Origin of the sequence: Pectobacterium parmentieri, assembly GCF_001742145.1 — a bacterium.
GTDB classification, from domain to species: domain Bacteria; phylum Pseudomonadota; class Gammaproteobacteria; order Enterobacterales; family Enterobacteriaceae; genus Pectobacterium; species Pectobacterium parmentieri.
The window spans coordinates 917,414-932,107 of record NZ_CP015749.1 but is presented as its reverse complement, the minus strand read 5'-3'; the positions used below and the strand labels follow the sequence as shown (position 1 = coordinate 932,107).

Sequence of the window (14,694 nt, the reverse complement as noted above, 5' to 3'; positions counted from 1 at the left end):
AAGGCTTCGTTAATACAAGGAGCCTCAGACATGTATCAGTTGTACATCGCCAATAAGAACTATTCGTCCTGGTCACTGCGTCCGTGGGTGTTGTTGAAAACACTATCGATTCCTTTCGAAGAGAAACAGGTTGTTTTTGCACCGGGCATGGCACAGCCGGCATTTAAGGCCTTTTCCCCGACGGCAAAAGTCCCCTGCCTGATCGATGGCGAAACCACCATTTGGGATTCACTGGCGATTACCGAATATCTGGCTGAACAGCACCCCAACATCTGGCCTGACGATGCCAAAACCCGTGCCTGGGCACGCTGTGCCGCCGCCGAAATGCATTCCGGCTTTACTGCACTGCGCAATACCTGCGCCATGAGCTGCGGCGTGCGCGTCAAGCTGAACGAGATATCTCCTGCTCTCAGCAGCGATATTACCCGTATCAGTGAGCTGTGGCAGGAAGGGTTGACACGATTTGGTGGGCCGTTTTTGGCAGGGAAACAATTTTCGGCGGTAGACGCGTTTTTTGCTCCTGTCGTTTTCCGTATCAAAACCTATCAGCTTCCCGTCTCGTCAGAAGCCGCCGCCTACTGCGAACACTTATTGGCATTGCCCGCGATGCAGCAATGGCTACAGGATGCATTAGCAGAAACCTGGCGTGAAGCCGCGCACGAGGAAGATGTGACAAATGCAGGTGAAGTGATAGCGGATTTTCGCACACACGCATAGCGCAGACGGTGCCCCATTAGGCCACCGTCAAAACGCTCCCTCCCAAAACATGGGGAGGGGATAATCTGTTATTCGGTATCGATATTCGCCATGCTCTGCGGTTGGCGGGAAGCCAGCGATTTTTGTTTCTTATAGCTCAATGCCGCAGCGGGCACCTCGCTAACTTTACCGGTTTCAATCCACTTACGCAGGCGGTTAGCATCCGCAAAGTGCGTGTACTTACCGAATGCATCCAACACCACCAGCGCAACAGGCCGTTGATTAATGACCGTGCGCATCACCAGACAGTGGCCAGCCTGATTGGTGAAGCCCGTCTTGGTCAGTTGAATACTCCAGTCCGCCTTGTAGACCAGATGATTGGTGTTTCTGAACGGCAGGCTATACGCCGGGTGGGTGAACGTCGCCGTTTTTTCCTGTGTCGTGCTGAGCTGGCTCAGTAGCGGATATTGCTTGCTGGCAATCAGGAGCTTGGTAAGGTCACGAGCGGTCGAGACATTATTGATGGACAGGCCAGTCGGCTCCACATAACGCGTGTGGGTCATGCCTAAAGCATTGGCTTTGGCATTCATCGCGCGGATAAATGCCTGGTAGCCGCCCGGATAGTGGTGCGCCAGGCTAGCCGCCGCCCGGTTTTCAGATGACATCAGCGCCAGTAGCAGCATGTCATGACGGCTAATCTCACTGTTCAAACGAACGCGCGAGTACACCCCTTTCATTTCTTTCGTCTGGCTGATATCTACAGAGATGATTTCATCCAGCGGCAGGTTGGCATCCAGCACCACCAGCGCGGTCATCAGTTTCGTCACAGAGGCGATCGGCACCACGACGTCAGGATTACTCGAATAAAGGATATGGTTATCACGCAAATCCACCACCATCGCGCTACCGGAAGCAATTTCCTGATGCGCGCTGCCAGCGGAATACGTCGGCGCTTTCGCCATAGCCTGAGGCAGCATCACAGCATGGGTTGACAGTACCAACAGGCCAAAAAGAGAAAGCTTAAAATTTTTAGTCATTCTTCAATAACTTAAACAGTATTCTGTTAAATGAAAGGGATAGGCGTTGGCATTATAATTTACTGCCTCTCCCCACGCACTCATGCAGCAGAAAAAGCTTTGTGACAAATTTTGACAAAAGGATTTAGCAACATACTGTTTTTTATATCATTACGTTAGAGACGGTCTTATTTTACGCACCTGGTTGAACAAACGCAGGCATAAAGTCAGGTAACCCAAAATAGCCCATACCCAGTAAGGCGAGTGACGCAGGGTAATCAGCAGGTTTCCACGGCAGTGTGATTCCTTTATCCATCAACGCGAATGGTCACGATTACGGTGTTACTTTTGCCTGTTCCAGCGCCTGTTTCACCGCATTAATTACGCCCTGGCTTGATAATGTGGCACCCGTTACCGCATCCACCTTGTCAATATCCTGTTTCTCAAGAAGTTCCGGCACGATTTCATCGGTCGCACTCAGCATCATCGCTTCGGTATCGCCATGCTTCAGCACTTCAGCGTTAGCTATCTTCCCCTCTTTAATGCTGACCGTCACCTCAATCTCTGCCGCCTTACCCTGCGCTTTACCGATGTAGGTGCCATCTCTATATTGCGCCACATTATTACCATGAGCGGATAAAGAAAAAGCCATTACTAACGTGGTCAGTACGGCCGGAATAGATTTTTTCATCAGTTTCCCTATGTAAATAAAACAACAAAAGCAACAATTCAATAACCAGAAAAGAACAATCAGTTAAAACCTAATAATTGATAATACGATTTAGTTTCAATATTATCCAATGACAATTGAAGCTGTAGCGCACACGACATACACCGATCTCTGAGTGCTTTCAACTGGGTTTCATCATCGGTCATCATCGATATTTCCACGAAATAACCAAGCGATTCAATATAATCGAGCGTAATATGAAAAGCATTCAAAAAATAGATGCTGCGAATTTTATGAATTTCAAACAGAGGCTGATACCCTAACGTCTGTAGCATGCTGTCGGTTTTTTCAAAAATTTCGACGTTAACCGCTTCGCAGCGATCGGCTCCCGGCCCTTTAACAATCCAGAGTTTTATCCCCGATGGTTCCATCCGACGTACCAGCATTTTTATATTTTGCTGTTGCAGTCGCTTCTCTGAGTCATCGTAATAAATATCATGCTCTTTATTTTCAAAGACGAAAGCCTCTGGATGAAGACTAAAAAGCGTATTTCTGAAAACGGCGATATCTTCGATGTGAAATTTAAGTTCAACTTCATATTTCCCTATGAAATGTTCAACCATGTTCTTTCCCCTCACTGGATTCACTGAAATAAAATTGATCTTCCGTCACATTATTCAGCGCTTTATTACGCTGTCATGCGGAAATTCAAGAAAATAATGATTCAGTCATCCGAAAATAGATCATACCGGTAAAATATACTCTAAATAATTCGAGTTTCACGACAAACGTCATTATTTTGAACAACACGACGTGTTGGCTCTTTAGGGCGAGGCGCGCACAAGTGCGCCGAGTAACAACTATCCACCCATGATTTTCAAGCCCAAAAATACGGTCAGAATCGCACGGGATGCTGACCGCCGTTAATAGTAGCTGAGAAAGAAAAAACCGCTAGTTCTTCACGCAGTAACCGCAGGTAACAGCAAGATCAGTGCAGAATCGAAGCCGTGATGGTGCATAAACTCACGTAAAATAAGCAACCGGGCGGAAAAGGCGTTTTCTAGCGGAATGCCTTCCCAGCTAGCCGGACTCCCCAGCATGACACGTTCCAGGCGTTTAAATGTCCGTTCCATGTCATCCTGCGGTAAGCGCCAGCTCGCCTTCTCCTCTTCTACGCCCGAAATCTGTGCAATCGCCGCCAATGCTGGATCGAAAGAAAAGAGGACGGAATCCGCCGGGATATCGTACCGAATACGCGTCACCTCATCTTCTACCGCCATGATCGCCAATTCCATCTCATCTGGCGTTGGAGGAAGATCCTTGAAAAACGTCGCTGCTGTTTTGTCAAAACCGATGGTCAGTTGCAACGTTACCGACGGCTGTGATGCCGTTCCGCAGATGACAGCCGTCTGCTGTTCACCAATGCACAGCACCGTCACCGGCACATCCAATGCGACGCGCCGCCTGGCAAGCGCGTACATATGTTGCAGGTCCACCTCATTTTCCATCACAGCATTTCCTTATTTAGCGCTACCCCTCATGCTGGCAGCAGCGTGCAATACCGGCAATATCAGCAGGTGTGGTTCGGCAGCAGCCACCAATCAGACGCGCCCCTGCCGCCTGCCACTCCGGCAGATACGCCGCCAACGAGCAGGCAGCATCGTGACCGCTGCTCCAGGTTTTGGTGATTGCATCATACTGCTCGCCGGAATTGGGATAAACCACCAAAGGCAAATTCGTCAACGAGGACAAGTACGTCAGCGCAGGCGTCACATTCTCCAGCGCAATACAGTTAATACCAACGGCAACCACCTGCGAGCAGGCGTTAACCCGTTCCAGCACAGTGTGTAATGGCGTACCGTCGCTGAGGTGTTCGCTGTCACGCAGCGTGAAAGAGAACCAGGCTTGCGCCTGAGGGAATTCGGCCAGTAACGCAATCAGCGCCTCGACTTCGGCAAAAGATGGCAGCGTTTCGCAAGCCAACAAATCCGCCCCTGCCTCATGCAGCGCCGCTATACGCGGGCGATGAAACGCCATCATCTCAGCCTGCGGCAACTGGTAGTCGCCACGGTATTCTGAACCATCCGCCAGATAGGCACCATACGGCCCGACTGACCCTGCCACCAGCAGCACGCCAGCCTGCGAATTGTCACGACGATAATCATCCCGCGCCTGCGCCGCTAACTGTACGCTTTTGGCAATCAGCGTCAACGACTCCGCTTCGCTATACCCACGCGCCTTAAACCCTTGTGGCGTCGCCTGATAGCTGGCGGTAATCGCGCACTGCGCCCCAGCGTTGAAATAGTCGAGGTGTACCTGATAAATCAGAGCCGGATTTTCCACCAGCACTTTCGCCGACCACAGTGGATCCGTTAAATCACAGCCACGCGCTTCCAGTTCGGTCGCCAGCGCACCGTCCAGCACAATCGTTGATGCTGTCGCCAGCATGTTGGTCACCGTATTTTTACGCAATGTCTTCCACTCCCGTTAATCTACGCTTCTTCATTGACTGCGTGAAATAATAAGCACCGTAACACAGCGCGACAAATGGAATTCCACACCACAGCGCAATCCGCTGGCTTGGGTCAAACGCCAGCCCGACGCAGGCCAGCAGACACAGCAGGAATCCCAAAATCGGTGTTATCGGGAACCAAGGTGCACGATATTGCAGTTCGGAAAGGGGTTTTCCGGCACGGACATGGTGGCGACGAAACATATAGTGCGAGGCACAAATACTCAACCACACCGCCACCACAGCAAAACCGGAAATCGCGGACAGCGCCACGTAAACGGTGTCCGGCGCAATCACGCTGGAAAACAGCGCCAGCAACCCACCCAGCATACTGACAGAAATGGCAAAAAGCGGAATACCACGACGCGTCAGACGAGAAAAACGGCGTGGCAGCGTGCCTTCGTTGGACAACGACCACAGCATACGCCCTGAGGCATACAGCCCTGAGTTAGCAGCGGACAGGATCGCCGTCAAAATCACGAAATTAAAAATATCGGCGGCGTAAGGAATACCAATCTTTTCAAACACCAGTACAAACGGGCTTTTGGCGATACCGGCCTCTTCCATTGGGATTATCGCCGCCAGCACCAGCACCGTCCCCAAAAAGAAGATCACCAACCGCGCGACGGTCGTGCGGATCGCCATCGGTACAACCTTGTGCGGATTCTCAGTTTCTCCTGCCGCGATACCAATCAGTTCCGTACCGGAGAAGGCGAAATTTACCGCCACCATCGTCATCAAAATCGGCAGGCCACCGTAGGGGAACCAGCCAGACGCAGTAATGTTCTGGAAGAACGGGGCGGGAGAACCATCTTGCATCGGAATAAAGCCAAACATCGCCCCCCCACCAAGCACGATAAAAGCGAGGATCGTGACCACTTTAACAATCGAGAACCAGAATTCCCCTTCGGCAAAGAAGCGGGACGACACAACATTCAGCAAATAGATCAACACACAAAACAGCAGGCACCAGGTCCAGACTGGCACCTGTGGAAACCAATACTGCATACAAAAACCAGCAGCGGTCAGGCTGGAACCGAGCGCGACCGTCCACGTCAGCCAATATAGCCACGCCACGGTATAGCCTGTTGCCGGGCTGAGATAGCGGGATGCATACACATGGAATGCCCCGGTTTCCGGCATGGCAACAGACAACTCCCCCAGACTCAACATCACCAGATACACCACCAACGCGCCGATCAAATACGCCAATAGCGTCCCAGCCGCCCCCGTCGTGGAAATAATGTAACCCGTATTGAAAAACAGGCCAGTACCGATGACACCACCGAGCGAAAGCATCACCAAATGGCGAGCTTTCATGGTGCGTTTAAACTGCCCTTCCGAACCTGATGCGTGTTGTTCCATGATGACCTTTCGTTATCAATGTATCCGCCCTGCTTTATGCAACCGAACGGTATAGCCCCTAAGCGGGTATAGACGTCTAAACTTCCAGATAGATGGAGTGTTATACCGTCAACTGATTCGTAAAGTAAAGTACAGGCAGCGGGAGAGCGATGAGGTGGTTTAAAATTGAGCAAGAGGAAGAAACACGGTGAGCACCTACGGCTCACCAATCACACGAGCGATATCCGTAGAGGTCTTCAAGGTGCGAATTTCACTGAATAATTCGGTGGCATCGTCGTACTCTTTACGCAAATAGCCGAGCCACTGTTTGATACGCGCGACGTGGTACAACCCCGTGTCACCCTGCTTTTCCAGTCGCACATATTTTTGTAGCAGTAACATGACGTCAGGCCACGGCATACGCGGTTCGTTATACTTAATCACGCGGCTCAGGTTCGGCACATTCAGCGCACCGCGCCCCAGCATGATGGCATCGCATCCCGTCGTCGCCATACAATCCTGTGCGCTCTGCCAGTCCCAGATTTCACCGTTGGCAATCACCGGAATCCGCAGACGCTGGCGGATTTCCCCGATCGCTTGCCAGTTAATGCATTCGGCCTTATAACCGTCTTCTTTCGTGCGACCATGCACGGCCAACTCGCTCGCCCCCGCCTGCTGCACCGCATCGGCAATTTCAAACTGGCGAGCGCCGGAATCCCACCCCAGCCGTATTTTCACCGTGACAGGTAAATGCGCAGGCACAGCCTCACGCATGGCTTTTGCGCCCTGATAAATCAGCTCGGGATCTTTTAACAGCGTCGCACCGCCCCCGCTGCCGTTCACCAGCTTCGACGGACAGCCACAGTTAAGATCGACGCCATACGAACCCAGTTCCACTGCCCGCGCGGCGTTCTCCGCCAGCCATTGTGGGTACTGTCCCAATAGCTGCACGCGCACCAACGTGCCGGACGGGGTACGGCTAGCATGCTGTAACTCTGGGCAAAGGCGATAAAAGGATTTAACCGGCAGGCACTGATCCACCACGCGTAAAAATTCGGTGATGCACAGGTCGTAGTCATTTACTTCGGTCAGCAGTTCTCGCACTAATGAGTCGAGAACCCCTTCCATCGGGGCAAGCAAAACACGCATAACGCTACTCAATAATTCTTCGATCGTTAATAGCACGGCCCAAAAAGCAGGCAATATTAGGGTAATACAGGTCACTTAAGCCCGTGGTTAGGGGTATTGTACGGATAACGCAACGGGAAAGATAACGCCAGATAGGCCCAAAGGTTGCCTCTCATGGGCATATCATCAATAATTCGTTACGAATTTGTGCCAGTACCGTCCTCACGGACCACAACGAAGTGGCTATTTTTTATGTCGAATGTCAAAACCGCAGAATTCAAACGTCCGCAGCTTTCACTGCCCAATAGCGCAGACAAACTGCTGCTGCACTCTTGCTGCGCCCCTTGCTCTGGTGAAGTCATGGAAGCCATCACCGCTTCTGGCATCGACTACACCATTTTTTTCTATAACCCCAATATTCATCCGCAGCGCGAATACCTGATCCGCAAAGAGGAGAATCTCCGTTTCGCCGAACAGAATAATGTACCTTTCATTGATGCGGATTACGACTCAGATAACTGGTTCGAACGCGCCAAAGGCATGGAACGGGAGCCCGAACGCGGTATTCGCTGTACCATGTGTTTTGATATGCGCTTTGAACGCACCGCGCTGTATGCAGCGGAAAACGGCTTTAGCGTGATTTCCAGTTCGTTGGGGATTTCTCGCTGGAAAAACATGCAGCAGATTAACGAATGCGGCCAGAATGCGGCGCAGAAATATCCTGGTGTCACCTACTGGGATTACAACTGGCGCAAAGGCGGTGGTTCAGCGCGGATGATCGAAATCAGCAAGCGTGAACATTTCTATCAGCAAGAATATTGCGGCTGCATCTATTCACTACGTGATTCCAACAAATATCGCCAATCACAAGGGCGCGATATTATCCGCATCGGTAAACTGTATTACGGTGACGAAACCGAATAACCGCATAACACAGAAAGTCCGGCACAACGTGCCGGACTTTCTGCTTCTCACTTCTTCACATCGACCTGATAAAAAATATGCTTATCGAACGGGTCAACTTCATACCCGATCACTTCCTTTCGTACTGGAATAGAGAGCGTGGAATGCGCAATCATGACGGCCGGAGCCTGATCGTGCATCATCTGCTGCGCCTGCTTGTATAGCGCAATGCGCTGCTGGTGATCCTGTGAAGCACGCGCTTCGGTGATAATTTTATCAAACGGTGCGTAGCACCACTTTGCCGAGTTGGAACCACCGTTAGCCGCCGTACAGGTAAACAGCGGGCCGAAGAAGTTATCAGGATCGCCCGTCGCTGTTGTCCAGCCCATCAATGCTGCCTGATGTTCACCGCCCTTCACCCTTTTCAGGTATTCGCCCCACTCGAAGGTGACAATCTTGGCCTGCACGCCGACTTTCGCCCAGTCGGCCTGAATCATCTCCGACATGCGACGAGCATTCGGATTATACGGGCGTTGAACCGGCATCGCCCACAGTTCGATAGCGGTGCCCTCCGCTAAACCAGCTTCTTTCAGTAACGCTCTGGCCTTATCGGGATCATAGTCATAATCCTTCAACTCACTGTCGGCGCTCCAGACGCCCGGTGGCAGCAGATTTTTCGCCGCAGTGCCGGTGCCCTGAAAAACGGCTTCAATAATCGCCGATTTGTTAATCGCCATCGTCAAAGCCTGCCGCACTTTCACATTATCCGTCGGTGCCTTTTGGGTATTGAACGATAGGAAACCGGTATTCAATCCCGCCTTCTGCATCAGCACAATATCTTTGTTCTCTTTCATGCGCGGCAGATCGGCAGGATTAGGAAAAGGCATCACCTGACACTCATTTTTCTCCAGCTTGGCGTACCGCACAGAGGCATCTGGCGTGATGGTGAAGATCAACCGATCCAGCTTGGCTTTGCCTTCCCAATAGTCTGGAAAGGCCTTAAACAGAATGCGCGAATCTTTCTGATACTGTGCTAATTCAAACGGTCCGGTGCCAATCGGGTCCATATCCACGCGCTCCGGCGTGCCGGCGTTGAACATGGCGTCAGCATATTCCGCAGAGAGAATGGAAGCAAAGTACCAGGCTAAATCGGCAAGAAACGGGGCTTCCGCATGGGAAAGCGTAAAGCGCACCGTGTGGTCATCCACTTTCTCGATATTCTGAATCAGTGAACTAAAAGACAAGCTTTCAAAATTGGCATAAGTCCCTTTCGAGACATTGTGGTAGGGATGCTGCGGGTCTTTTTGCCGCATGAAGGAGAAAATGACGTCATCGGCGGTAAAATCACGCGAGGGTTTGAAGAATTTATTGCTCTGGAACTTCACCCCTTTGCGTAAATGGAAGGTATACACGCGGCCATCCGCACTGATATCCCAACTTTCCGCCAGACTCGGCACCAGTTCCGTGGTGCCGACTTTGAAATCCACCAGACGGTTATAAATCGGCACCGCACTGGCATCCACGCTGGTTCCGGAGGTATAAAGCTGCGGGTTAAAATTTTCCGGCGATCCTTCAGAGCAATACACCAAGGTATTCGCCGATGCCGCAGAGGCAACCGCCAGCGTCAACGCAGCCAATGTGAATCGTATTCCTGCTTTTTTCATCCCAGTCCTCGCTTGTTATTTATGTTCCACCACACCGCTATAAAAATCATGACGATAAAATGACAAATAAAACCCTCAAATGAAATAATTTCTACGTTAGGATAGCCATCATCGGTATTGCAGAACAAAAAGGATTCGTTATGACAGACAGTCTGGCTCATCAACTCAGCAACCGTTTTTACCGTTATCTCGCCGTCACCAGCCAAAGCGATGCCAGCTCGACAACGTTACCCAGCACACCGGAACAGCATGAAATGGCACGTCTGCTGGCGGACGAACTACGAGCACTGGGTTTGCAAGATGTCGTCATTGATGAGCACGCCACCGTGACAGCCGTGAAACCCGGCAACTGTCCGTCCGCACCGCGCATCGGTTTTATTACCCATATCGATACGGTTGACGTCGGTCTGTCACCGCATATTCACCCGCAAACGCTGCGCTTTACCGGTGAAGACCTGTGCCTGAATGCCGAACAGGACATCTGGCTGCGCACGGCGGAACACCCGGAAATTCTGCCGTATGTTGGGCAGGACATTATTTTCAGCGACGGTACCAGCGTACTCGGCGCAGACAACAAAGCCGCCGTTACCGTAGTGATGACGCTGATGGAGAATCTGACCGATGCGACACCACACGGTGATATCGTGGTGGCTTTCGTGCCAGATGAAGAAATTGGGCTACGCGGTGCGAAAGCGCTCGATCTCAAACGCTTCGATGTTGATTTCGCCTACACCATTGACTGCTGCGAGCTGGGTGAAGTGGTGTATGAGAACTTCAATGCGGCCTCGGCGGAAATCCGTTTTACCGGCGTGCCGGCACATCCGATGTCGGCGAAAGGCGTGCTGGTCAACCCGTTGCTGATGGCACACGATTTTATCAGCCAGTTCGATCGCCAGCAGACGCCAGAGCACACGGAGGGACGCGAGGGCTATGTCTGGTTTAACGATCTGACGGCAAATGCCAATGAAGCGAAGCTTAAAGCGTCTATCCGCGATTTCGACTTAGCGACGTTTGAACAGCGGAAGCAGCAGATCGCTGCGATCGCAGAGAAGATTGCCGCGCAGTACCCGACCGGCGGCGTGACCTACAGTCTCACCGATATTTACAGCAATATTAGCAATGCGATTACCGACGATCGGCGGGCTATCGACCTACTGTTTGCTGCACTGGACACGCTGGGCATTGAACCCAAGGTGACACCAATGCGTGGCGGCACGGACGGCGCGGCGCTGTCGGCCAAGGGGTTGCTGACGCCAAATTTCTTCACCGGTGCACACAATTTCCACTCGCGCTTTGAGTTTCTTCCTGTGCCATCGTTTGTGAAATCGTATGAAGTGGCATTGAATTTATGCCTACTGGCGGCGAAATAATCGCTTTTAGAAAAGAATGAGGCGGACGGTCGTCCGCCACTACAGGATAAAACCCACGTTTACTTCACCAACTTTCCCGCCAGCCTCAGCGCCGATGGCGTCAGGCCGTATTCCTTTTTGAATTGGTGGCTCAGGTGGCTGGAGGAGCTAAATCCACAGGCCAGCGCGATGTCCGTGATCGGCAACGCCCCTTGCCGTACCAGCCACTCAGCCCGGATCAACCGCTGCTTGAGAACATACTGATGCGGTGCCATCCCCACACTCTGACGGAACATGCGCGCAAAGTGAAACTCGCTAAGTCCTGCTTCTACCGCCAGCGCCTGTAGCGTTAGCGGTTGATCGAGATTCGCGTCAATTTGCATCTTGCTGCGCCGCAGCACCGCGGGTGCCAACCCGCCGCGCACCGTCGGCAGTTCCCATTGCAATTGGGTGTAACTGCGCAACACCTGAATCATCAACAGCGTTGCTGCGCTGCCCAAAACAAGCTGATTTGCTGGATCGTCCCAGCGGTTGCTAAGCAGAAACTGTCGATACAGCGACGTAATCAGCGGATCGTTACCAAATATACGCTCTTCTGTGCAGAACGATGCCGGGCTGCGATCCCAGGTTTGCTCAGCCAACTGTCGCAGATGAGCATCGTCAAAATACAGATGCACGAAATCAAGATCGCCACGGATATCCCAGGTCGATGCACTCTGTTTCGGCATCAGGCAGAAACGATCCGGCCCCCCGCCGTTATGCCAGCCGTCCGCCGTTTGATGGTAGCTCTCATAGCCACCGGCAATATAAAGGCTGAGCGTATGGTGTTCGGTATTTTCCATCGTGACGCGGTCGTGGCGGTTAAACCATGCAGCCAGCCGCACACCGGATGTCAATTCGACGGTGTCACGCAACTCGGTTTTGTGATGCAGCATGGTATCAAACGCTTTATAACGATGCATGGCTGCCTCCATTTTTCATTTAGCCGCAAGATTCTGTTATTCACCGCAAGGTGCTGAAAGCCCGCAACAAACGCATGCGCCATACTGCCGACATGAACTCATGCGGAATCACTCAATGAATACCCTACTCTACTTTTCTATCGTCCTGATTTGGGGGACGACCTGGATCGCGATTAGCCTGCAACAAGGCGACGTCGCGGCAGAAGTCTCCGTTTTCTGGCGCTTTGCGCTAGCATCGGCTGTTCTATTGGCGTTCCTGACCCTGACGCGCCGCCTGCGCCCGCTTTCTCCACGCGCCCACCTGCTGTGTATGGTACAAGGACTATGCGTATTCGGCGTCAACTTTCTCTGTTTTTACCACGCCATCGCCTGGATTTCGAGCGGGTTGGAATCCATCATTTTCTCGATGGCTGTGCTGTTTAATGCCTTTAACAGCCGTCTTTTCTTCGGACAGCCGCTAACACGCAACGTGGCGATCGCCACACCGCTAGGGCTTATCGGCATCATCGCGCTGTTCTGGCATGACCTGACGCTAATCGACGCACAGCCCTATCTGCTGTGGGGGGTGGGATTGAGCATTCTGGGCACATACTGCTTCTCGCTCGGCAATATGATCAGCGCTCAGCATCAGCGACAAGGGCGAGATGTATTGACAACCAACGGTTGGGGCATGGGATATGGGGCGCTCTGGATGGGGCTGTTTAGCCTGATTCAGGGGTATCACTTCGCCCCGGAGTACAGTACCAGCTATCTGGGATCACTGTTCTATCTGGCTATCTTTGGTTCAGTCATCGGCTTCGGCGCTTATTTCACCCTGATCGGCCGCATCGGTGCCAGTCAGGCAGCTTACACCACGCTGCTCTTTCCGCTGGTGGCACTGTCGATTTCGACGCTATTTGAAGACTACCACTGGCGACCCAACGCGCTTATCGGCCTGCTGCTGATTCTGGCGGGCAACGCGGTGATGTTCTATCGCCCACGCCATCCAACTACGCAACCTGCCACGGTAAAATAACGTGATAAAAAAGGGAGCCAGTGGCTAATGCCGATCGTTTAAGGATCGGTTGAACGATCCAGTGGCTAGTGTAAAAGGGTTCATGTCTCTACATGGACCCTTTTAAAATGGAACTTTCTCAGGCTCTCGGCATTATTAATCTTACCGCACCAGATGACGTTCAAACTCTTGCCGACCTGCTTTCCCCTGACCTCATCCAGCAAGCTTTTTCTCTCACTGATACCGTGACACTGCGCAAGCGCAAGCTTTCTCTTGAGTCCATGGTCTGGTTGGTTATTGGCATGGCGATTTTCAACAATAAGTCGCTTTCCCACATTGTTAATCTGATGGATATCGCTGACCGCACCGGAAGACCTTTTACAGCGCCCAGTTCCGTTGTCTCACGCCGAAAAACGCTGAGTGAGGATGCCGTTCGGGTGCTCTTCGAGCTCACGCAGCAACATTGGCATGAAGAGGCCAGACATCCGCTCTGGCACGGACTGACCCTGAATGCGGTTGATGGTGTCGTTTGGCGCACGCCGGATACGCCAGATAACGCGCATACTTTCGGTAAAGCGAGTAATCAGCATGGTGAACGAGGATATCCGCAGGCGCACATGGTCTGCCTGATGGAACTGAGTAGTCACCTGCTGCGTGCCAGCGTCATGGATAGCTACGATGTCAACGAGATGCGCCTGGCTGCCAGATTGGCAGCGCAAGCCCCAGATAACAGTGTCACGCTGTTCGACAGGGGATTTTGGTCAATAGGGCTGCTGAATAACTGGCACAACGCGGGAGAAAACCGGCACTGGCTGCTTCCACTTAGGAAGGGAACCCAATATGAGGTAATCCGCAGATTAGGTAAGCAGGACGAGTTGATCATGCTGAAAACGACGGTACAAGCCCGCAAACAATGGGCCGGACTGCCAGATGAGTTAATAGTTGCGGTTAATCAGACGTAAAGTAAACGGCGTAGAGCGGCAGGTAGTGACTTCCATGACTGATGCGATGCGTTACCCGGCAGTAAGCGTGGCAGAATTGTATAAACACCGATGGGAAATCGAACTGGGTTACCGTGAAACTAAACAGTTTTTAATGGGTAATAGGTGGACGCTACGAAGCAAACTGCCGGAAATGGTGAAACAGGAGCTACGGGGAATACTGCTGACATACAATCTGGTTCGCTATCAAATGGTAAAAATGGCGTTCAGTCTTAAGGGGGAATACCGGCCCTATCAGTTGAGCTTCAGCGGAGCTATATCAGAAATATTAAGACTCTTGATCAGCCTCCCATGGGTATCACCGGGAGCCATCCCGGGCCAACTGAAACAGTTTTACAGCAATGCCGCAATGCTGATATTGCCACCGAGACAAGAACGGGAATATCCTCGGGAGGTCAGAGAAAAACGGTCAAAATATCCGTTAAAAAACAATGCCAGTCACCTTAAGTGACTGG

14 protein-coding genes and 1 pseudogene are annotated in these 14,694 nt (G+C 51.9%); 5 read left to right on the top strand and 10 right to left on the bottom strand.

Features of this window, described 5'->3' with window-relative positions; genetic code table 11:
- The first annotated feature begins 30 nt into the window (after nucleotides 1–30).
- Complete coding sequence (locus A8F97_RS04050) at nucleotides 31–717, top strand: glutathione S-transferase family protein (RefSeq protein WP_015730807.1); 687 nt, start codon at nucleotides 31–33, stop codon at nucleotides 715–717.
- 68 nt (nucleotides 718–785) lie between these two features.
- Here A8F97_RS04050 and pbpG read toward each other — a convergent pair whose 3' ends face one another.
- The 8 genes from pbpG to dusC all read right to left on the bottom strand — a co-directional run bounded on the left by pbpG (nucleotide 786) and on the right by dusC (nucleotide 7,387).
- Nucleotides 786–1,733, bottom strand: a complete 948-nt coding sequence (gene pbpG, locus A8F97_RS04045) for a D-alanyl-D-alanine endopeptidase (protein WP_014700526.1) — start codon at nucleotides 1,731–1,733, stop codon at nucleotides 786–788.
- Between the two features lie 172 nt (nucleotides 1,734–1,905).
- A complete protein-coding gene (locus tag A8F97_RS24960; RefSeq protein ID WP_257785660.1) occupies nucleotides 1,906–2,028 on the bottom strand; it encodes a hypothetical protein in 123 nt (40 codons plus the stop codon).
- An 18-nt stretch (nucleotides 2,029–2,046) separates the two neighbouring features.
- The gene (locus tag A8F97_RS04040; RefSeq protein WP_033071723.1) at nucleotides 2,047–2,403 is read right to left on the bottom strand and encodes an FMN-binding protein; all 357 of its coding nucleotides are present in this window, start codon (nucleotides 2,401–2,403) and stop codon (nucleotides 2,047–2,049) included.
- Nucleotides 2,404–2,462: 59 nt separating this feature from the next.
- Nucleotides 2,463–3,005: a class IV adenylate cyclase gene (cyaB, locus tag A8F97_RS04035; RefSeq protein WP_014700528.1), complete on the bottom strand. Its 543-nt coding sequence runs from the start codon at nucleotides 3,003–3,005 to the stop codon at nucleotides 2,463–2,465.
- 336 nt (nucleotides 3,006–3,341) lie between these two features.
- The gene (locus tag A8F97_RS04030; RefSeq protein WP_033071724.1) at nucleotides 3,342–3,890 is read right to left on the bottom strand and encodes a hypothetical protein; all 549 of its coding nucleotides are present in this window, start codon (nucleotides 3,888–3,890) and stop codon (nucleotides 3,342–3,344) included.
- A 22-nt stretch (nucleotides 3,891–3,912) separates the two neighbouring features.
- Nucleotides 3,913–4,854 (bottom strand): homocysteine S-methyltransferase, encoded by a 942-nt coding sequence (gene mmuM / locus A8F97_RS04025; protein WP_025918639.1) that lies wholly within the window; start codon nucleotides 4,852–4,854, stop codon nucleotides 3,913–3,915.
- On the bottom strand, nucleotides 4,847–6,259 hold the full coding sequence (gene mmuP, locus A8F97_RS04020) for an S-methylmethionine permease (protein ID WP_014700531.1): 1,413 nt from the start codon (nucleotides 6,257–6,259) through the stop codon (nucleotides 4,847–4,849). Before mmuP ends, mmuM begins: the two co-directional genes overlap by 8 nt.
- 195 nt (nucleotides 6,260–6,454) lie before the next feature.
- Entirely contained in the window at nucleotides 6,455–7,387 is a 933-nt protein-coding gene (gene dusC / locus A8F97_RS04015; protein WP_015730810.1) for a tRNA dihydrouridine(16) synthase DusC, read from the bottom strand.
- 231 nt (nucleotides 7,388–7,618) lie between these two features.
- On the opposite strand from dusC, the gene A8F97_RS04010 reads away from it, so the two are divergent.
- Nucleotides 7,619–8,290: an epoxyqueuosine reductase QueH gene (locus tag A8F97_RS04010; protein WP_015730811.1), complete on the top strand. Its 672-nt coding sequence runs from the start codon at nucleotides 7,619–7,621 to the stop codon at nucleotides 8,288–8,290.
- A 47-nt stretch (nucleotides 8,291–8,337) separates the two neighbouring features.
- On the opposite strand, the gene A8F97_RS04005 is transcribed toward A8F97_RS04010, so the two are convergent.
- Nucleotides 8,338–9,933, bottom strand: a complete 1,596-nt coding sequence (locus tag A8F97_RS04005; protein ID WP_033071725.1) for an ABC transporter substrate-binding protein — start codon at nucleotides 9,931–9,933, stop codon at nucleotides 8,338–8,340.
- A gap of 140 nt (nucleotides 9,934–10,073) precedes the next feature.
- Between A8F97_RS04005 and pepT the strand changes: the two genes are divergently transcribed.
- Nucleotides 10,074–11,303 carry a peptidase T gene (gene pepT / locus A8F97_RS04000; RefSeq protein WP_014700535.1) on the top strand — a complete coding sequence of 410 codons (1,230 nt, stop codon included), beginning with the start codon at nucleotides 10,074–10,076 and terminating at the stop codon, nucleotides 11,301–11,303.
- A gap of 59 nt (nucleotides 11,304–11,362) precedes the next feature.
- Here pepT and A8F97_RS03995 read toward each other — a convergent pair whose 3' ends face one another.
- A complete protein-coding gene (locus tag A8F97_RS03995; protein WP_014700536.1) occupies nucleotides 11,363–12,244 on the bottom strand; it encodes a helix-turn-helix domain-containing protein in 882 nt (293 codons plus the stop codon).
- A gap of 115 nt (nucleotides 12,245–12,359) precedes the next feature.
- On the opposite strand from A8F97_RS03995, the gene A8F97_RS03990 reads away from it, so the two are divergent.
- Nucleotides 12,360–13,259, top strand: a complete 900-nt coding sequence (locus A8F97_RS03990; protein WP_014700537.1) for a DMT family transporter — start codon at nucleotides 12,360–12,362, stop codon at nucleotides 13,257–13,259.
- A 107-nt stretch (nucleotides 13,260–13,366) separates the two neighbouring features.
- Nucleotides 13,367–14,690, top strand: a pseudogene (locus A8F97_RS03985) (IS4 family transposase).
- Nucleotides 14,691–14,694 lie beyond the last annotated feature (4 nt).